This window comes from Shigella sp. FC1544, assembly GCF_001722145.1.
Classification (GTDB): Bacteria; Pseudomonadota; Gammaproteobacteria; order Enterobacterales; family Enterobacteriaceae; genus Escherichia; species Escherichia coli.
The window spans coordinates 1-16972 of sequence record NZ_MECT01000575.1 but is presented as its reverse complement, the minus strand read 5'-3'; the positions used below and the strand labels follow the sequence as shown (position 1 = coordinate 16972).

Genomic DNA, 16972 nt, shown 5'->3' with positions numbered 1-16972 from the left:
CGCACGTCTTCGGTGAACGCACTCTGGCCACACTGGAGCGTCTTCTGAGCCTGCTGTCGGCCTTTGAGGTCGTGGTATGGATGACGGATGGCTGGCCGCTGTATGAATCACGCCTGAAGGGAAAGCTGCACGTTATCAGCAAGCGTTACACTCAGCGCATTGAGCGACATAATCTGAATCTGAGACAACATCTGGCAAGGCTGGGACGGAAGTCACTGTCGTTCTCAAAATCGGTGGAGCTGCATGACAAGGTCATCGGGCATTATCTGAACATAAAACACTATCAGTAAGTTGGCAGCATTACCCGAACGTGGGTGTTAAATATACTTGGTAATATTCTTCACTCCGAAGAAATTCTGGTAATTTAATCTAAATAATGCCCGTCAAGGATTTGACGGGCATTACTGCAAAGGACGCGCAAATGTTATCTGTAGTTAAACCTCTTCAGGAATTTGGTAAGCTCGATAAATGTTTGTCCAGATACGGTACGCGCTTCGAGTTTAATAATGAAAAGCAAGTTATATTTTCCAGTGATGTCAATAGCGAAGATACTTTCGTTATTTTAGAGGGCGTTATCTCTCTGCGTAGAGAAGAAAACGTACTTATCGGTATTACCCAGGCTTCTTATATTATGGGGCTGGCTGATGGTTTAATGAAAAACGATATACCATACAAATTAATATCAGAAGGAAATTGTACGGGATATCATCTACCAGCCAAACAAACCATTACGCTTATTGAACAAAATCAACTCTGGCGAGACGCTTTTTACTGGTTAGCCTGGCAAAATAGAATTCTGGAATTACGCGACGTGCAGCTCATTGGGCATAATTCCTACGAACAAATCCGCGCAACATTATTATCAATGATTGACTGGAATGAAGAATTGCGATCACGTATTGGTGTGATGAATTATATCCATCAACGTACACGCATATCGCGTTCTGTCGTCGCAGAAGTTCTCGCTGCTTTGCGTAAAGGCGGCTATATCGAAATGAATAAAGGCAAACTGGTCGCTATCAACCGTTTGCCTTCAGAGTATTAATCAGGATGCAGGGATAACCAACGGTTTATTCCCGCTTAGCTCGGTCACCAGATCATTGATGCCATCGCTCATATTTTTAAAGCGCGTCAACGGCGAACGAGTGACCACCACAAACGCGCCAATATTCTTCTGCGGGATCATCGCCATATAGGTAATGAAACCGCCACCACCGCCTGTCTTCTGAATAATCCCCGGACGACCCTCTTTCGGGGCCATATATACCCAGCCTAAACCAAGCGCATCCGCTTTGCCGGGAACATCCATGCCAATCACTTTGGTAAACTGCGCGCGCTGATAAATCAACGTCTGCATGCGATCTGCCTGGTTACTGCGCTGATAAAAATCAGATGATAAATACTGCTGCATCCAGCGCATCATATCGCCAGGCGTGGAATAGACGCCGCCGCTGCCAATTGCCGCCAGCGTGTTATTGCACGGACTGGCACCGCGCTCAGCAACCATTAAACGGCGGCACTGATCCGGTGAGGGGGTGTAGGTGGTGTCTTTCATCCCCAATGGACGGGTAATCTGCTCTTCAAACAACTGGGTATAAGGCTTGCCGGACGCATTCGCCAGTGCATCTGCCAGCAGGTCGAACGCAAGGTTAGAGTACGCCGCCTGACTGCCTGGCGCGGCTTTCAGCTTCGCCGTAGAAAGGTATTTCCAGCGTTGCTCGCGCGTTGGCCAGACAAACACCGGACGATGTGCCGCGCCACCGGGCTGTTCACGGGGCAGGGCGCTGGTATGGGTTGCCAGATTCACTAGGGTAATGGGCGTCCCATTGTAGGTTGGCACGCGTGCGCCTGGCGGAGCATATTTACTTAGCGGATCGTTTAACTTCACGGTCCCCTGGTCGAGCAATTTCACCAGCATTTCACTGGTCATTAGCTTGGTGAGGGAAGCAATACGCACGACCGAATCGAGCTGCGGGCGAACGTTATTACCAGGTCGCGTTTCGCCATAACTGCGAAAGACGCGCTGGTTACCGTCGATAACAACCAGCGCCATCCCCGTGGCACCGCTGCCGTAAAAAATATGATCGGCATAACGATCGACAATATCAGAGGCAAACTCCGGTTCAGTGATCGGCTGCGCCGCATGGACGGAGGTCAATGACGCCGCACACAGCACGGCAGAAAAAAGCAGACTACGTTTCAACGGTGGTGTCCATAGATTGAATGAAGGTAACTGAGCGTATTTATACTACTCATTGATGGATTGCAAAGGGCGAATTAGTGCAATAATAGTGTTAAAAACGTAACGGCGCGTAAACACGAGCTTTTTCCTGCTCACCAATGCCTGCATTTGTGATCCTGCGCGTGTTAATCCGCTTATGTAAACAATCTTTGGTTTGTGAAATCCGTCGAAACAATTCTTATGGTCAGGCTGGCGAACTAAGCGCCTTGCTATGGGTCACAATGGGCGGTTTCATTTGGCTGACGCTTTGTAGTGGTCATGCGGTTAATACACAGCAGTTGTTAAAACGATAAGAAGTTAGCAGGAGTGCATATGTTTAAGTCTTTTTTCCCAAAGCCGGGAGCGTTTTTTCTCTCGGCCTTTGTTTGGGCATTGATTGCCGTTATCTTCTGGCAAGCCGGTGGGGGAGACTGGGTGGCGCGTATCACCGGCGCTTCCGGGCAGATCCCGATTAGCGCCGCGCGTTTCTGGTCGTTGGATTTCCTGATTTTTTACGCTTACTACATTGTTTGCGTAGGACTTTTTGCATTTTTCTGGTTTATCTACAGCCCGCACCGTTGGCAATACTGGTCAATACTCGGTACTGCACTGATCATCTTCGTCACCTGGTTTTTGGTGGAAGTCGGGGTCGCCGTCAACGCCTGGTATGCACCGTTCTATGATCTGATTCAAACCGCGCTAAGTTCGCCGCATAAAGTCACTATCGAACAATTTTACCGCGAAGTGGGCGTCTTTCTGGGGATTGCGCTGATCGCGGTGGTGATCAGTGTACTGAACAACTTCTTTGTCAGTCACTATGTGTTCCGCTGGCGTACGGCGATGAACGAATATTACATGGCGAACTGGCAACAACTGCGTCATATCGAAGGTGCCGCACAGCGTGTGCAGGAAGACACCATGCGTTTTGCTTCAACGCTGGAGAATATGGGCGTCAGTTTTATCAACGCCATCATGACGTTGGTCGCCTTCCTGCCGGTGCTGGTAACGCTCTCCGCGCATGTGCCGGAGCTGCCGATTATCGGGCACATTCCGTATGGTCTGGTGATTGCCGCTATCGTCTGGTCGCTGATGGGGACCGGATTGCTGGCAGTGGTAGGGATCAAACTGCCGGGGCTGGAGTTTAAAAACCAGCGAGTAGAGGCCGCCTACCGTAAAGAGCTGGTTTATGGTGAAGACGATGCCACGCGCGCGACGCCGCCTACGGTACGCGAGCTGTTTAGCGCCGTACGGAAAAACTATTTTCGCCTCTATTTTCACTATATGTATTTCAACATCGCCCGCATTCTCTATTTGCAGGTCGATAACGTTTTCGGTTTGTTCTTGCTGTTTCCGTCAATTGTTGCCGGTACGATTACGCTCGGCCTGATGACGCAGATTACCAACGTTTTTGGTCAGGTTCGCGGTGCTTTCCAGTACCTGATTAACTCATGGACCACACTGGTTGAGTTGATGTCTATCTACAAACGTCTGCGCAGCTTTGAACATGAGCTGGATGGTGACAAAATTCAGGAAGTAACCCATACCTTGAGCTAAAAAGGAGAAGTAATGTCGCGCGTCAATCATCTATCTTCGCTGTCATTGTTGGCGGTTCTGGTTTTAGCGGGGTGTAGTAGTCAGGCTCCGCAACCGTTGAAAAAGGGCGAAAAAGCGATAGATGTAGCGAGCGTCGTGCGGCAGAAGATGCCTGCGAGCGTGAAAGACCGCGATGCCTGGGCGAAAGATCTCGCCACCACCTTTGAAAGTCAGGGGCTGGCACCGACGCTGGAAAACGTCTGCTCGGTGCTGGCGGTGGCGCAGCAGGAGTCAAATTATCAGGCAGATCCGGCCGTTCCGGACTTAAGCAAGATCGCCTGGCAAGAGATTGACCGTCGTGCTGAACGGATGCACATTCCTGCTTTTCTGGTTCATACCGCGCTAAAAATCAAATCGCCAAACGGCAAAAGTTATAGCGAACGGTTAGATTCGGTGCGTACAGAAAAGCAATTGAGCGCGATTTTTGACGATCTGATCAGCATGGTACCAATGGGGCAGACGCTGTTTGGTTCGCTTAATCCGGTGCGCACCGGTGGGCCGATGCAGGTCAGCATTGCTTTTGCCGAACAGCATACCAAAGGGTATCCGTGGAAAATGGACGGTACAGTTCGTCAGGAAGTCTTCAGTCGCCGCGGCGGGTTGTGGTTTGGTACTTACCATTTACTGAATTATCCCGCCAGCTATAGCGCACCGATATACCGCTTTGCTGATTTTAACGCTGGCTGGTACGCCAGCCGTAATGCCGCGTTTCAGAACGCGGTCAGTAAGGCCAGCGGCGTGAAGCTGGCACTGGACGGTGATTTAATTCGTTACGACAGTAAAGAACCCGGGAAAACCGAACTGGCAACGCGCAAACTGGCGGGAAAACTGGGGATGAGCGACAGCGAAATTCGCCGTCAGTTAGAGAAAGGTGACAGCTTCTCTTTTGAGGAGACGGCGCTGTACAAGAAAGTTTATCAACTTGCCGAAGCGAAAACGGGTAAATCACTACCCCGCGAAATGTTGCCTGGCATTCAACTGGAAAGCCCGAAAATCACCCGCAACCTGACTACGGCCTGGTTTGCGAAGCGCGTAGACGAACGGCGGGCGCGTTGTATGAAACAGTGATCAAACAGGAATGTCATGCCAGATAAGGCGTTTTAGGCCGTATCTGGCAACGTAAATCTTACTGGCGGCGATGTCGCCAGTGCAGCCATAGCGCCACCACTGCAAAAATGAGGCAGCCTACTAAAAACGGGATCAGCCCGAAAATGGTGCCGACACCTAAACCAATTTCCACCCGTGGGCGACCTGTTTCCTGGACCTGCATTAAACGCTCATAGACGCCGGGCGCATGCACTAACAGGTTCAGCAATTGCGCCCCAGCCCAAAAGCAAAACAGCACAAACAACGCATAGGCAATGTTGCCAGGCGTTGAAGAGGCATTGCGATATTTTCCGCTAAACAGCGATTTTGACAGGGTGAAATCAGCCATAAAAACCTCCGGAAGTCATCTGCTTCTCTTCTGGTGTGATACCAGCGGCTTATGGCAAGTCTGACAGGTCATTTAGATTGTCAATATCAGAATCATGGTAAATTGATGTTGGGAATATTCCCGAAGCGTGAATATTCGTTGTGAGTCACAAAATGGCAACCTTAAGTTAAATTTATTAACAATTACGAAAATGTTGTCTACACCACAGACGGTTGTTGCAGAATATGCAAGGATGTTGTTTTTCGTTAACGGAGCTGCCATGAATCTGCCTGTAAAAATCCGCCGTGACTGGCACTACTATGCGTTCGCCATTGGCCTTATATTCATTCTTAATGGCGTGGTGGGGTTACTGGGATTTGAAGCAAAAGGTTGGCAGACCTATGCCGTCGGTCTGGTGACGTGGGTGATTAGTTTCTGGCTGGCGGGGTTGATTATTCGTCGTCGCGATGAAGAAACTGAAAACGCCCAATAAGAATATTATCGGGCGTTAAAATATTACATTGTGGTTTTCAATGCGTTATCCGCAGCGTGACGCTCCAGCGCCAGCTCAATCAAACGTGTGATCAGATCGGTGTAACCCAGACCGCTGGCTTGCCACAGCTTCGGATACATACTGATGTTGGTGAAGCCAGGCAGTGTGTTGATCTCGTTGATCACCACTTCGTTCTCTGGGGTTAAAAACACGTCTACACGCGCCATGCCTGCGCATCCCAACGTTTGATAAGCCTGAACGGCAATCGCCCGGATCTTATCGTTGATTTCTGGCGCAATGGCTGCCGGAACTACCACTTTCGCGCCATCTTCGTCAATGTACTTGGTGTCGTAGGCATAGAAGTCGCTGGTGAGTACGATCTCGCCACAGGTGCTGGCTTGCGGGTTGTCGTTGCCCAGAACTGCGCATTCAATCTCACGACCTTTGATCCCTTGCTCAACGATCACTTTATGATCGAATTCGAACGCCAGATCGACGGCAATTGCGTACTGTTCTTCACTGGTTACTTTGCTGACACCAACAGAAGAGCCCTGATTAGCCGGTTTTACAAACAGTGGTAACCCCAGTTTAGACTCCACTTCGGCAAAACTAATGTTGTGACGATTGGCGCGCGTCAGGGTAATAAATGGCGCAATGTTCAGCCCAGCATCGCGCAGCAGACGTTTGGTAACATCTTTATCCATACAGGCTGCTGAAGCCAGAACATCAGAACCTACAAACGGTAAATTGGCGACCCGCAGCATTCCCTGCAAGGAACCATCTTCGCCCAGCGTACCGTGGACAATCGGGAAAATGACATCCACCGTCGGTAACGGCTGACCGTTTTGCGCGTCGATAAGCTGATGCTCATGTTTACTTGGCACCTGCGCAAGGCTAGTCGCCGAAGGGCGCAACGCAATATGGGCAGGATCGTCTGCATTTAGCAGATAATTGCTGGCATCGCTGACGTGCCATTGCCCTTGTTTATCAATGCCCAGCAGCACAACGTCGAAGCGACTTTTATCAATGGCATCGACAATGTTTTTTGCCGATTGCAGAGACACTTCATGTTCCGCTGATTTACCACCAAAAACGATTCCTACCCGCAGTTTTTCCATCTTAAAAACCTATCCCGTCTAACACAAAGTGCATACATTACCACGACAAAACGGGGGATTCGCGGCCTTCTGACAGAATGTTGCAATCTTCTGCTGACAAAGCGTGCAACGTAATGGTGAAGAAAGTGCGTTATCACAAAGATGTGCGCGAGATCACAAAAATGATGAACGGGAAGCTAATTTATTCCTGGCTTAAATGGCCATGCGGTGAGTTTTTTCTCTTAGTTGTAAGTAAACGCAGAGAATATATTTCATAACTTTTGTTTATAATAAAGGTTGATAATTAAAGGCCTGTTCTTTGTGTGGTTAATTATTTAAATATGAGAACCGTTTCGCTGGTAATCAAACAAAGAACATTTGCGCAAAGTATTTCCTTTGTCATAAAAATAATACTTCCAGACACTATGAAGTTGTGAAACATAATGTTAACTTCTCCATACGTTGGATAAGGAAATACAGACATGAAAAATCTCATTGCTGAGTTGTTATTAAAGCTTGCCCAAAAAGAAGAAGAGTCGAAAGAACTGTGCGCGCAGGTAGAAGCTTTGGAGATTATCGTCACTGCAATGCTTCGCAATATGGCACAAAATGACCAACAGCGCTTGATTGAACAGGTGGAGGGGGCTCTTTACGAGGTAAAGCCTGATGCCAGCATTCCTGACGACGATACGGAGCTGCTGCGCAATTATGTAAAGAAGTTATTGAAGCATCCTCGTCAGTAAAAAGTTAATCTTTTCAACAGCTGTCATAAAGTTGTCACGGCCGAGACTTATAGTCGCTTTGTTTTTATTTTTTAATGTATTTGTACATGGAGAAAATAAAGTGAAACAAAGCACTATTGCACTGGCACTCTTACCGTTACTGTTTACCCCTGTGACAAAAGCCCGGACACCAGAAATGCCTGTTCTGGAAAACCGGGCTGCTCAGGGCGATATTACTGCACCCGGCGGTGCTCGCCGTTTAACGGGTGATCAGACTGCCGCTCTGCGTGATTCTCTTAGCGATAAACCTGCAAAAAATATTATTTTGCTGATTGGCGATGGGATGGGGGATTCGGAAATTACAGCCGCACGTAATTATGCCGAAGGTGCGGGCGGCTTTTTTAAAGGTATCGATGCCTTACCGCTTACCGGGCAATACACTCACTATGCGCTGAATAAAAAAACCGGCAAACCGGACTACGTCACCGATTCGGCTGCATCAGCAACCGCCTGGTCAACCGGTGTCAAAACCTATAACGGCGCGCTGGGCGTCGATATTCACGAAAAAGATCACCCAACGATTCTGGAAATGGCAAAAGCCGCAGGTCTGGCGACCGGTAACGTTTCTACCGCAGAGTTGCAGGATGCCACGCCCGCTGCGCTGGTGGCACATGTGACTTCGCGCAAATGCTACGGTCCGAGCGCGACCAGTGAAAAATGTCCGGGTAACGCTCTGGAAAAAGGCGGAAAAGGATCGATTACCGAACAGCTGCTTAATGCTCGTGCCGACGTTACGCTTGGCGGTGGCGCAAAAACCTTTGCTGAAACGGCAACCGCCGGTGAATGGCAGGGAAAAACGCTGCGTGAACAGGCACAGGCGCGTGGTTATCAGTTGGTCAGCGATGCCGCCTCGCTAAATGCGGTGACGGAAGCGAATCAGCAAAAACCTCTGCTTGGACTGTTTGCTGACGGCAATATGCCAGTGCGCTGGCTAGGACCGAAAGCAACGTACCACGGCAATATCGATAAGCCCGCAGTCACCTGTACGCCTAATCCGCAACGTAATGACAGTGTACCAACCCTGGCGCAGATGACCGACAAAGCCATTGAATTGTTGAGTAAAAATGAGAAAGGATTTTTCCTGCAAGTTGAAGGTGCGTCGATCGATAAACAGGATCACGCTGCGAATCCTTGTGGGCAAATTGGCGAGACGGTCGATCTCGATGAAGCCGTACAACGGGCGCTGGAATTCGCTAAAAAGGATGGCAACACGCTGGTCATAGTCACCGCTGATCACGCCCACGCCAGCCAGAGTGTCGCGCCGGATACCAAAGCTCCGGGCCTCACCCAGGCGCTAAATACCAAAGATGGCGCAGTGATGGTGATGAGCTACGGGAACTCCGAAGAGGATTCACAAGAACATACCGGCAGTCAGTTGCGTATTGCGGCGTATGGCCCGCATGCCGCCAATGTCGTTGGACTGACCGACCAGACCGATCTCTTCTACACCATGAAAGCCGCCCTGGGGCTGAAATAAAACCGCGCCCGGCAGTGAATTTTCGCTGCCGGGTGGTTTTTTTGCTGTTAGCAACCAGACTTAATGGCAAATCTCGGGCGCATACGCTCATGGTTAAAACATGAAGAGGGATGGTGCTATGAAAATTACATTACTGGTTACCTTGCTTTTCGGTCTGGTTTTTTTAACCACAGTCGGCGCTGCCGAGAGAACGTTAACCCCACAACAACAGCGTATGACCTCCTGTAATCAGCAGGCGACGGCGCAGGCGTTGAAAGGGGATGCTCGTAAGACCTACATGAGTGGTTGCCTGAAGAACAGCAAGTCTGCGCCTGGTGAAAAAAGTTTGACGCCACAGCAGCAAAAGATGCGCGAATGTAATAATCAAGCAACGCAACAATCTCTGAAAGGTGATGATCGTAATAAGTTTATGAGTGCCTGCCTCAAGAAAGCCGCCTGATACCTGATAGTGCTAACGGGTGAGCTACGAAAGTGGCTCACCCGAAATTTCATACTTCTGCCTTTAGCCCCGTCTCTATAATTTGGGAAAATTGTTTCTGAATGTTCCCAAAAATAATGAATGATGAAAACTTTTTCAAAAAAGCGGCGGCGCATGGGGAGGAACCTCCTTTAACTCCTCAAAACGAACATCAGCGGTCCGGGCTGCGCTTCGCCCGTCGCGTCAGACTACCCCGTGCGGTTGGCCTGGCTGGCATGTTCTTACCGATTGCTTCAACGCTGGTTTCGCACCCGCCGCCGGGCTGGTGGTGGCTGGTGTTGGTCGGCTGGGCGTTCGTCTGGCCGCATTTAGCCTGGCAGATAGCGAGCAGGGCCGTCGATCCGCTTAGCCGGGAAATTTACAACTTAAAAACCGATGCAGTATTAGCGGGAATGTGGGTAGGCGTAATGGGCGTAAACGTGCTGCCTTCCACCGCTATGTTGATGATTATGTGTCTGAATTTGATGGGGGCAGGCGGCCCCCGTCTGTTTGTCGCGGGTCTGGTGTTGATGGTGGTTTCCTGCCTTGTCACCCTCGAGCTTACGGGCATTACCGTGTCGTTCAATAGTGCGCCGCTGGAATGGTGGCTCTCCCTTCCCATTATTGTCGTTTATCCTCTGCTGTTTGGCTGGGTCAGCTACCAGACGGCAACCAAACTGGCGGAACATAAACGCAGGTTGCAGGTCATGAGTACCCGCGACGGCATGACGGGCGTGTATAACCGACGTCATTGGGAAACTATGTTACGCAATGAATTTGATAACTGTCGGCGGCATAATCGCGATGCAACGTTACTGATTATCGATATCGACCATTTCAAGAGCATCAACGATACCTGGGGTCATGATGTGGGCGATGAAGCGATTGTGGCGCTTACCCGACAGTTACAAATTACCCTGCGCGGTAGCGATGTGATTGGTCGGTTTGGCGGCGATGAGTTTGCAGTAATCATGTCCGGTACGCCAGCTGAGAGCGCCATTACCGCCATGTTACGGGTGCGTGAAGGGCTAAACACGTTACGCTTGCCGAATACGCCACAGGTAACTTTACGGATTAGTGTGGGGGTTGCGCCGCTGAACCCACAAATGAGTCACTATCGTGAGTGGTTGAAATCGGCAGATTTGGCGCTTTACAAAGCAAAGAAAGCCGGACGTAACCGCACCGAAGTGGCGGCCTGACGTCCGGCGAAAGTCATCAGGATTTGCTGAGTTTTTCTGATTTTTCCATACACTTCGTCATCGCTTCGATCACTGCGGCACGGAAGCCTTTCTCTTCCAGTACGCGTACCGCTTCAATGGTGGTGCCTCCCGGTGAGCAGACCATATCTTTCAGTGCCCCCGGATGTTCTCCCGTTTCCAGCACCATTTTTGCGGAACCCATTACCGCCTGAGCGGCAAATTTATACGCCTGGGCGCGTGGCATCCCGCCCAGCACGGCGGCGTCGGCCATCGCTTCGATAAACATAAATACGTAGGCTGGCGAAGAACCGCTCACACCGACTACCGGGTGGATCATCGGCTCAGCAATTACTTCCGCTTCGCCAAAGCAGCGGAAAATATTCAGCACATCAGCGGTATCTTCTGGGGTTACCAGCGCGTTTGGCGTTACGGAGGTCATCCCGGCATTAACCAGCGCGGGAGTGTTCGGCATGGCGCGGATAATTTTCCGATCATGGCCCAGCGCGCGGGCAAGCTGGTCGAGCGTGACACCTGCAGCAATAGAAACGACCAGAGAGTCTTTATTCAGGCTGGAGGTGATTTCGCTAAGCACTTTAATCATGATGCCTGGTTTAACGGCAGCAAAAATGATGTCGGCGATTTGCGCCACTTCTTGCGCCGATTCTGCGGCGTTGATGCCGAACTGGTCATGCAGGGCGGCGACTTTATTCGGGGAGGGGGTGTATACCCAGATTTGCCCTGGAAGCACCTGACCGCTGGCAATCAGACCGCCGAGAATGGCTTTTCCCATATTGCCGCAGCCAATAAAACCGATTTTCTTTTCCATTGCCTCACTCCTGCCGTGAAATTCATTGTTTTGATAATCGCTGGCAGAAGCATAAACAGAACTATGCCGGAAGGCAAAAGCGCGACACAATAGAGGATTACCCAACAAAGGATGACTTTATGACAATTTGGGTGGATGCCGACGCGTGTCCCAATGTAATTAAAGAGATTTTGTATCGCGCGGCGGAACGTATGCAGATGCCGCTGGTACTGGTAGCAAACCAGAGTTTACGCGTGCCGCCATCGCGATTTATTCGTACGCTGCGCGTCGCGGCAGGTTTCGACGTTGCCGATAACGAAATTGTCCGGCAGTGTGAAGCGGGCGATTTGGTGATCACCGCAGATATACCTTTGGCTGCTGAAGCCATCGAGAAAGGCGCAGCGGCGCTTAATCCGCGCGGAGAACGTTACACGCCAGCGACCATTCGTGAGCGCCTGACGATGCGCGATTTTATGGATACCTTACGTGCCAGTGGGATCCAGACCGGCGGACCAGATAGCCTTTCACAACGTGACCGCCAGGCCTTTGCCGCGGAGCTGGAGAAGTGGTGGCTGGAAGTGCAACGTAGTCGTGGCTAAATGTAATTTATTATTTACACTTCATTCTTGAATATTTATTGGTATAGTAAGGGATGTATTGAGATTTTCACTTTAAGTGGAATTTTTTCTTTACAATCGAAATTGTACTAGTTTGATGGAATGATCGCTATTCTCATGACACCGGCTTTCGCCGCATTGCGACCTATTGGGGAAAACCCACGATGACACAACCTCTTTTTCTGATCGGGCCTCGGGGCTGTGGTAAAACAACGGTCGGAATGGCCCTTGCCGATTCGCTTAACCGTCGGTTTGTCGATACCGATCAGTGGTTGCAATCACAGCTCAATATGACGGTCGCGGAGATCGTCGAAAGGGAAGAGTGGGCGGGATTTCGCGCCAGAGAAACGGCGGCGCTGGAAGCGGTAACTGCGCCATCCACCGTTATCGCTACAGGCGGCGGCATTATTCTGACGGAATTTAATCGTCACTTCATGCAAAATAACGGGATCGTGGTTTATTTGTGTGCGCCAGTATCAGTCCTGGTTAACCGACTGCAAGCTGCACCGGAAGAAGATTTACGGCCAACCTTAACGGGAAAACCGCTGAGCGAAGAAGTTCAGGAAGTGCTGGAAGAACGCGATGCGCTATATCGCGAAGTTGCGCATATTATCATCGACGCAACAAACGAACCCAGCCAGGTGATTTCTGAAATTCGTAGCGCCCTGGCACAGACGATCAATGGTTGATTTTAGAGCGCCTATACTTAACGTTCATTCCGTGAAATAAGGAAGAACGATGCCAACGAAACCGCCTTATCCTCGTGAAGCATATATAGTGACGATTGAAAAAGGAAAGCCAGGACAGACGGTAACCTGGTACCAACTCAGAGCCGATCATCCTAAACCAGACTCGTTGATCAGTGAACATCCGACCGCTCAGGAAGCGATGGATGCGAAAAAACGCTATGAGGACCCTGACAAAGAGTGACCGCATCAGACTGCTCGGAAGGGATTCTGAGTGCCACTACAAGGGATCTGCGTCACATTTTTCATAATTCATGTTTTTCTAATAATTAGAATATTAAACAATAACAATCCATTACTGGAATCATTTGGAATCTTTACATTATGCCGTGCACGTCTGCTGCTACGCTTTTTGTCATTTGTAGCACAAGTAAGTGTCAGCAGTGGTGCTTCACACTTGCCCGGTAATTAACGACGAAAGAAAAGTAAGGTGGATGAACAATGAGTGCGTCGTTGGCGATCCTGACCATCGGCATTGTACCTATGCAGGAGGTTTTGCCGCTCCTGACGGAATACATTGACGAAGATAATATTTCCCATCATAGCCTGCTGGGGAAGTTAAGTCGTGAAGAAGTGATGGCGGAGTACGCGCCAGAAGCAGGTGAAGACACCATTCTCACATTATTAAATGACAACCAGCTGGCCCATGTTTCGCGTCGTAAAGTGGAGCGAGACCTGCAAGGTGTGGTTGAAGTGCTCGATAATCAGGGTTATGACGTCATTTTATTAATGAGTACAGCAAACATTAGTAGTATGACTGCGCGTAATACGATCTTTCTTGAGCCGTCGCGAATATTGCCTCCACTGGTTTCCTCTATTGTTGAAGATCATCAGGTGGGGGTTATCGTTCCGGTTGAGGAGATGCTGCCCGTTCAGGCGCAAAAATGGCAAATTTTGCAGAAATCGCCGGTATTTTCATTGGGTAACCCCATTCATGATTCAGAACAAAAAATCATTGATGCCGGGAAAGAATTACTGGCAAAAGGGGCTGATGTCATCATGCTGGATTGTTTAGGATTTCACCAACGTCATCGCGATTTACTGCAAAAACAGCTCGATGTTCCTGTCTTGCTGTCTAACGTATTGATTGCACGGCTGGCTGCGGAATTACTGGTGTAATTTTGCGTGACAGCCAGCGCCTCTGGCCCCCATAGTGAAGTAGATGTTCAACTACCAGACAGGGCCAGTTTATGCTTCAAAGTAATGAGTACTTTTCCGGCAAAGTGAAATCAATCGGCTTTTCCAGCAGCAGCACTGGTCGCGCCAGCGTGGGTGTTATGGTTGAAGGCGAATACACCTTCAGCACCGCTGAGCCGGAAGAGATGACGGTAATCAGTGGCGCGCTGAATGTGTTACTGCCTGATGCGACCGACTGGCAGGTGTATGAAGCCGGTTCGGTGTTTAATGTTCCCGGTCACAGTGAGTTTCATCTGCAAGTTGCCGAACCCACCTCTTATCTGTGCCGCTATCTGTAATTCCTCGCCTTCCCCTTGAACGGGAGGGCATTTTTCTGAAATATCCTCTCTTTAACCCATAATAATATTTCCTTTGCTGCGATTTTTTCAATTTCCGATATATTCATAATTCATCAAGGTTGATATAAATATCAGTGAAGATCTCCAGATATTGTTGCGGAACTGGCTACGATAAAAGATAAATCAGATGATGAATGGTGGCGTGCATTGCTGCAAAGTCGCAATGATCATTTGCGCCAAACGGCATTACGCAACGCACATACCCCGGCGTCGTTGTTAACGACATTGACCGAGTCTCGGCATCGGTCGCTAGCTATGAATAATCCACAGCTCGCTGCCGATGTGAAAACGACGTGGTTAAAAGAGGCTCCATCATTACTCTTATTTGTCGAACAACCCGATCTTTCGCTGTTACGGGATTTAGTGAAAACCGGGGCAATGCGGAAAATTCGCAGTGAAGCGCGTCACTGGCTTGAGGAAAAACAATGACACAACGTCCATGGAGCAAGTTACAGCATAAAACGCATAATATTGCTGCGCTAAAAATTATTGTCCGCCGTAGCGAATAATTATATCCCTGGTGTGGCTTCGTACGCCGGATAAGACGCGGCAGGCGTCGCATCCGGCATTAAAGGAAAATCAGCAATTAACGTTGTGCTTCGCCACCTAATCCTTCAATCAGGTTTTGAATTAACGCTGCCAGTTCACCAGTCATCAGGATGAAATCGGCATCAAAACGCTGGGCGAAATCTTCACGGTCGATATCTTCGTTTTGATCGCGCAGCTCGTCGCAAAACTTCAGACGCTTGAGCGAACCATCGTCGCACATCACAAACTGAATGCGCTGCTGCCAGTCGAGCGCCAGTTTAGTCACCACTTTTCCGGCTTCGATGTGATTGGTGATCTCTTCGCTGGTCAGATCTTGTTTCTTCGCGCGGATCACGCCGCCATCTTCCAGCAACGATTTCAGCTCGGCTTCATCAAGCAGCTGGAAGCCCTGTGCCGCGCTACCGGAGCGAACCCATTCGGTCAGCGTCAGTTCAATCGGGTTTTCCATGCTCAATGGTACCACAGGTAACGACCCCAGGCTTTTACGCAGCAGTGCCAGCGTATCTTCCGCTTTTTTGGCACTGGCGCAGTCCACCATAATCAAACCGTTAACCGTGTCGATCCACATCATTGTCTGGCTAAAACGGCTGAAAGCACGCGGCAACAGAGAGTGCAGCACTTCGTCTTTCAGCGAATCTTTTTCGGTTTTCTTCAGCTTACGCGCCTGTTCCGCTTCCAGTTTGGCGATTTTCGCTTCCAGCGCCTGCTTAATCACCGGAGACGGGAGGATTTTTTCTTCTTTGCGCGCGCAGATAACAATTTGACCATTGGCAACGTGCGTTAACGCATCGCTGTGCGATCCCATCGGAGGAACCCAGCCCATCTTCGCCATGTCCTGGCTGCCGCATGGGGTAAATGCCATCGAGGCTAGCTGTTTTTCCATCTCTTCTGCACGCAGCGAAATCTCGCGGCTAAGACGGTAAACCATTAAATTTTTGAACCACAGCATGATAATTTCCACGGCCTTGTTGTTAAATTTAGCGGGCATGATAACGAATTGTCGGCGGCCTTGCATTGCCAATCCGGTTGTCCGTCTCTACGCTATTGATATTGAAAAAAATAAGGAGAGTACCGTGCGTATAGGTATCGATTTAGGCGGCACCAAAACTGAAGTGATTGCACTGGGCGATGCAGGGGAGCAGTTGTACCGCCATCGTCTGCCCACGCCGCGTGATGATTACCGGCAGACTATTGAAACGATCGCCACGTTGGTTGATATGGCGGAGCAGGCGACGGGGCAGCGCGGAACGGTAGGTATGGGCATTCCTGGCTCAATTTCGCCTTACACCGGTGTGGTGAAGAATGCCAATTCAACCTGGCTCAACGGTCAGCCATTCGATAAAGACTTAAGCGCGAGGTTGCAGCGGGAAGTGCGGCTGGCAAATGACGCTAACTGTCTGGCGGTTTCAGAAGCAGTAGATGGCGCGGCAGCGGGAGCGCAGACGGTATTTGCCGTGATTATCGGCACGGGATGCGGCGCGGGCGTGGCATTCAATGGGCGGGCGCATATCAGCGGCAATGGCACGGCAGGTGAGTGGGGACACAATCCGCTACCGTGGATGGACGAAGACGAACTGCGTTATCGCGAGGAAGTCCCTTGTTATTGCGGTAAACAAGGTTGTATTGAAACCTTTATTTCGGGCACGGGATTCGCGATGGATTATCGTCGTTTGAGCGGACATGCGCTGAAAGGCAGTGAAATTATCCGCCTGGTTGAAGAAAGCGATCCGGTAGCGGAACTGGCATTGCGTCGCTACGAGCTGCGGCTGGCAAAATCGCTGGCACATGTCGTGAATATTCTCGATCCGGATGTGATTGTCCTGGGGGGGGGCCCCTATTAAGTTGTCAAGCATGTTATGACCCCTGCGGGGTATAAAAAGTCCCGTCGCGCATCATGGCGAACAGAACGTCGCAGCGTCGTCTCGCCAGGGCGATAAGCGCCTGATTGTGTCGTTTTCCCTGACTCATTTTGCGGGTGTAGTAAGCC

At 50.0% G+C, this 16972-nt stretch carries 19 protein-coding genes and 5 pseudogenes; 18 read left to right on the top strand and 6 right to left on the bottom strand.

The genetic code is table 11. The features are described 5' to 3' along the window. A pseudogene (locus BGK49_RS22910) lies at positions 1-290 on the top strand (IS1-like element IS1X2 family transposase); the annotation flags it as partial. A 131-nt stretch (positions 291-421) separates the two neighbouring features. Next, the gene (iprA, locus tag BGK49_RS22905; RefSeq protein ID WP_005029125.1) at positions 422-1045 is read left to right on the top strand and encodes a hydrogen peroxide resistance inhibitor IprA; all 624 of its coding nucleotides are present in this window, start codon (positions 422-424) and stop codon (positions 1043-1045) included. On the opposite strand, the gene ampH is transcribed toward iprA, so the two are convergent. Then, positions 1046-2203, bottom strand: a complete 1158-nt coding sequence (ampH, locus tag BGK49_RS22900) for a D-alanyl-D-alanine-carboxypeptidase/endopeptidase AmpH (RefSeq protein ID WP_000830741.1) — start codon at positions 2201-2203, stop codon at positions 1046-1048. 351 nt (positions 2204-2554) lie between these two features. On the opposite strand from ampH, the gene sbmA reads away from it, so the two are divergent. Continuing rightward, on the top strand, positions 2555-3775 hold the full coding sequence (gene sbmA / locus BGK49_RS22890) for a peptide antibiotic transporter SbmA (protein ID WP_004980979.1): 1221 nt from the start codon (positions 2555-2557) through the stop codon (positions 3773-3775). A 12-nt stretch (positions 3776-3787) separates the two neighbouring features. Continuing rightward, positions 3788-4882, top strand: coding sequence for a surface-exposed outer membrane lipoprotein YaiW (gene yaiW / locus BGK49_RS22885; protein WP_000092035.1), 1095 nt, complete (start codon positions 3788-3790; stop codon positions 4880-4882). A gap of 58 nt (positions 4883-4940) precedes the next feature. Here the strand turns inward: yaiW and BGK49_RS22880 are convergent, their stop codons facing one another. Continuing rightward, a complete protein-coding gene (locus tag BGK49_RS22880) occupies positions 4941-5249 on the bottom strand; it encodes a YaiY family protein (RefSeq protein ID WP_000763151.1) in 309 nt (102 codons plus the stop codon). Positions 5250-5508: 259 nt separating this feature from the next. Between BGK49_RS22880 and BGK49_RS29975 the strand changes: the two genes are divergently transcribed. Then, a complete protein-coding gene (locus tag BGK49_RS29975; RefSeq protein WP_001295334.1) occupies positions 5509-5721 on the top strand; it encodes a DUF2754 domain-containing protein in 213 nt (70 codons plus the stop codon). Between the two features lie 23 nt (positions 5722-5744). Here the strand turns inward: BGK49_RS29975 and ddlA are convergent, their stop codons facing one another. Beyond that, positions 5745-6839 (bottom strand): D-alanine--D-alanine ligase, encoded by a 1095-nt coding sequence (gene ddlA / locus BGK49_RS22870; RefSeq protein ID WP_000413696.1) that lies wholly within the window; start codon positions 6837-6839, stop codon positions 5745-5747. A gap of 77 nt (positions 6840-6916) precedes the next feature. Between ddlA and BGK49_RS30575 the strand changes: the two are divergent. From BGK49_RS30575 to adrA, 5 genes and pseudogenes are all read left to right on the top strand, one after another. Beyond that, a pseudogene (locus tag BGK49_RS30575) lies at positions 6917-7119 on the top strand (hypothetical protein). A 181-nt stretch (positions 7120-7300) separates the two neighbouring features. Next, positions 7301-7561 carry an anti-adapter protein IraP gene (gene iraP / locus BGK49_RS22860; protein ID WP_000792981.1) on the top strand — a complete coding sequence of 87 codons (261 nt, stop codon included), beginning with the start codon at positions 7301-7303 and terminating at the stop codon, positions 7559-7561. A gap of 100 nt (positions 7562-7661) precedes the next feature. After that, complete coding sequence (gene phoA / locus BGK49_RS22855; RefSeq protein ID WP_005029135.1) at positions 7662-9077, top strand: alkaline phosphatase; 1416 nt, start codon at positions 7662-7664, stop codon at positions 9075-9077. A 118-nt stretch (positions 9078-9195) separates the two neighbouring features. Continuing rightward, positions 9196-9516: a phosphate starvation-inducible protein PsiF gene (gene psiF / locus BGK49_RS22850; RefSeq protein WP_005039754.1), complete on the top strand. Its 321-nt coding sequence runs from the start codon at positions 9196-9198 to the stop codon at positions 9514-9516. 101 nt (positions 9517-9617) lie between these two features. Next, complete coding sequence (gene adrA / locus BGK49_RS22845) at positions 9618-10733, top strand: diguanylate cyclase AdrA (RefSeq protein ID WP_000484055.1); 1116 nt, start codon at positions 9618-9620, stop codon at positions 10731-10733. Positions 10734-10749: 16 nt separating this feature from the next. Here adrA and proC read toward each other — a convergent pair whose 3' ends face one another. Beyond that, positions 10750-11559 (bottom strand): pyrroline-5-carboxylate reductase, encoded by an 810-nt coding sequence (gene proC / locus BGK49_RS22840; RefSeq protein ID WP_004981133.1) that lies wholly within the window; start codon positions 11557-11559, stop codon positions 10750-10752. Positions 11560-11678: 119 nt separating this feature from the next. Here proC and BGK49_RS22835 point away from each other — a divergent pair, with 119 nt between their 5' ends. The 7 genes and pseudogenes from BGK49_RS22835 to BGK49_RS29970 all read left to right on the top strand — a co-directional run bounded on the left by BGK49_RS22835 (position 11679) and on the right by BGK49_RS29970 (position 14945). Next, on the top strand, positions 11679-12137 hold the full coding sequence (locus BGK49_RS22835) for a YaiI/YqxD family protein (protein WP_000158159.1): 459 nt from the start codon (positions 11679-11681) through the stop codon (positions 12135-12137). Between the two features lie 182 nt (positions 12138-12319). Then, on the top strand, positions 12320-12844 hold the full coding sequence (gene aroL, locus BGK49_RS22830; RefSeq protein WP_000193394.1) for a shikimate kinase AroL: 525 nt from the start codon (positions 12320-12322) through the stop codon (positions 12842-12844). Positions 12845-12893: 49 nt separating this feature from the next. Next, positions 12894-13085: a protein YaiA gene (gene yaiA, locus BGK49_RS22825; RefSeq protein ID WP_001142439.1), complete on the top strand. Its 192-nt coding sequence runs from the start codon at positions 12894-12896 to the stop codon at positions 13083-13085. 257 nt (positions 13086-13342) lie between these two features. Continuing rightward, a complete protein-coding gene (locus tag BGK49_RS22815) occupies positions 13343-14020 on the top strand; it encodes an AroM family protein (protein WP_001276420.1) in 678 nt (225 codons plus the stop codon). A gap of 71 nt (positions 14021-14091) precedes the next feature. Further along, the gene (gene ppnP / locus BGK49_RS22810) at positions 14092-14376 is read left to right on the top strand and encodes a pyrimidine/purine nucleoside phosphorylase (RefSeq protein WP_000941942.1); all 285 of its coding nucleotides are present in this window, start codon (positions 14092-14094) and stop codon (positions 14374-14376) included. A gap of 147 nt (positions 14377-14523) precedes the next feature. After that, positions 14524-14865, top strand: a pseudogene (locus BGK49_RS22805) (DUF2773 domain-containing protein); the annotation flags it as partial. After that, a complete protein-coding gene (locus BGK49_RS29970) occupies positions 14862-14945 on the top strand; it encodes a hypothetical protein (RefSeq protein WP_128566910.1) in 84 nt (27 codons plus the stop codon). The pseudogene BGK49_RS22805 and the gene BGK49_RS29970, both read left to right, overlap by 4 nt. 77 nt (positions 14946-15022) lie before the next feature. Here the strand turns inward: BGK49_RS29970 and rdgC are convergent, their stop codons facing one another. After that, complete coding sequence (gene rdgC / locus BGK49_RS22800) at positions 15023-15934, bottom strand: recombination-associated protein RdgC (RefSeq protein ID WP_001298537.1); 912 nt, start codon at positions 15932-15934, stop codon at positions 15023-15025. Positions 15935-16058: 124 nt separating this feature from the next. Here rdgC and mak point away from each other — a divergent pair. Then, positions 16059-16817: pseudogene (gene mak / locus BGK49_RS22795) on the top strand (fructokinase); the annotation flags it as partial. A gap of 22 nt (positions 16818-16839) precedes the next feature. Here the strand turns inward: mak and BGK49_RS29965 are convergent. Next, positions 16840-16972: pseudogene (locus tag BGK49_RS29965) on the bottom strand (IS110 family transposase); the annotation flags it as partial.

Bases quoted from the DNA above. Each gene is read 5' to 3' on its own strand.
- iprA (WP_005029125.1), top strand. From the start codon at position 422: ATGTTATCTGTAGTTAAACCTCTTCAGGAATTTGGTAAGCTCGATAAA.
- sbmA (WP_004980979.1), top strand. From the start codon at position 2,555: ATGTTTAAGTCTTTTTTCCCAAAGCCGGGAGCGTTTTTTCTCTCGGCC.
- yaiW (WP_000092035.1), top strand. From the start codon at position 3,788: ATGTCGCGCGTCAATCATCTATCTTCGCTGTCATTGTTGGCGGTTCTG.
- BGK49_RS22880 (WP_000763151.1), bottom strand. From the start codon at position 5,249: ATGGCTGATTTCACCCTGTCAAAATCGCTGTTTAGCGGAAAATATCGC.
- BGK49_RS29975 (WP_001295334.1), top strand. From the start codon at position 5,509: ATGAATCTGCCTGTAAAAATCCGCCGTGACTGGCACTACTATGCGTTC.
- ddlA (WP_000413696.1), bottom strand. From the start codon at position 6,839: ATGGAAAAACTGCGGGTAGGAATCGTTTTTGGTGGTAAATCAGCGGAA.
- iraP (WP_000792981.1), top strand. From the start codon at position 7,301: ATGAAAAATCTCATTGCTGAGTTGTTATTAAAGCTTGCCCAAAAAGAA.
- psiF (WP_005039754.1), top strand. From the start codon at position 9,196: ATGAAAATTACATTACTGGTTACCTTGCTTTTCGGTCTGGTTTTTTTA.
- adrA (WP_000484055.1), top strand. From the start codon at position 9,618: ATGTTCCCAAAAATAATGAATGATGAAAACTTTTTCAAAAAAGCGGCG.
- proC (WP_004981133.1), bottom strand. From the start codon at position 11,559: ATGGAAAAGAAAATCGGTTTTATTGGCTGCGGCAATATGGGAAAAGCC.
- BGK49_RS22835 (WP_000158159.1), top strand. From the start codon at position 11,679: ATGACAATTTGGGTGGATGCCGACGCGTGTCCCAATGTAATTAAAGAG.
- aroL (WP_000193394.1), top strand. From the start codon at position 12,320: ATGACACAACCTCTTTTTCTGATCGGGCCTCGGGGCTGTGGTAAAACA.
- yaiA (WP_001142439.1), top strand. From the start codon at position 12,894: ATGCCAACGAAACCGCCTTATCCTCGTGAAGCATATATAGTGACGATT.
- BGK49_RS22815 (WP_001276420.1), top strand. From the start codon at position 13,343: ATGAGTGCGTCGTTGGCGATCCTGACCATCGGCATTGTACCTATGCAG.
- ppnP (WP_000941942.1), top strand. From the start codon at position 14,092: ATGCTTCAAAGTAATGAGTACTTTTCCGGCAAAGTGAAATCAATCGGC.
- BGK49_RS29970 (WP_128566910.1), top strand. From the start codon at position 14,862: ATGACACAACGTCCATGGAGCAAGTTACAGCATAAAACGCATAATATT.
- rdgC (WP_001298537.1), bottom strand. From the start codon at position 15,934: ATGCTGTGGTTCAAAAATTTAATGGTTTACCGTCTTAGCCGCGAGATT.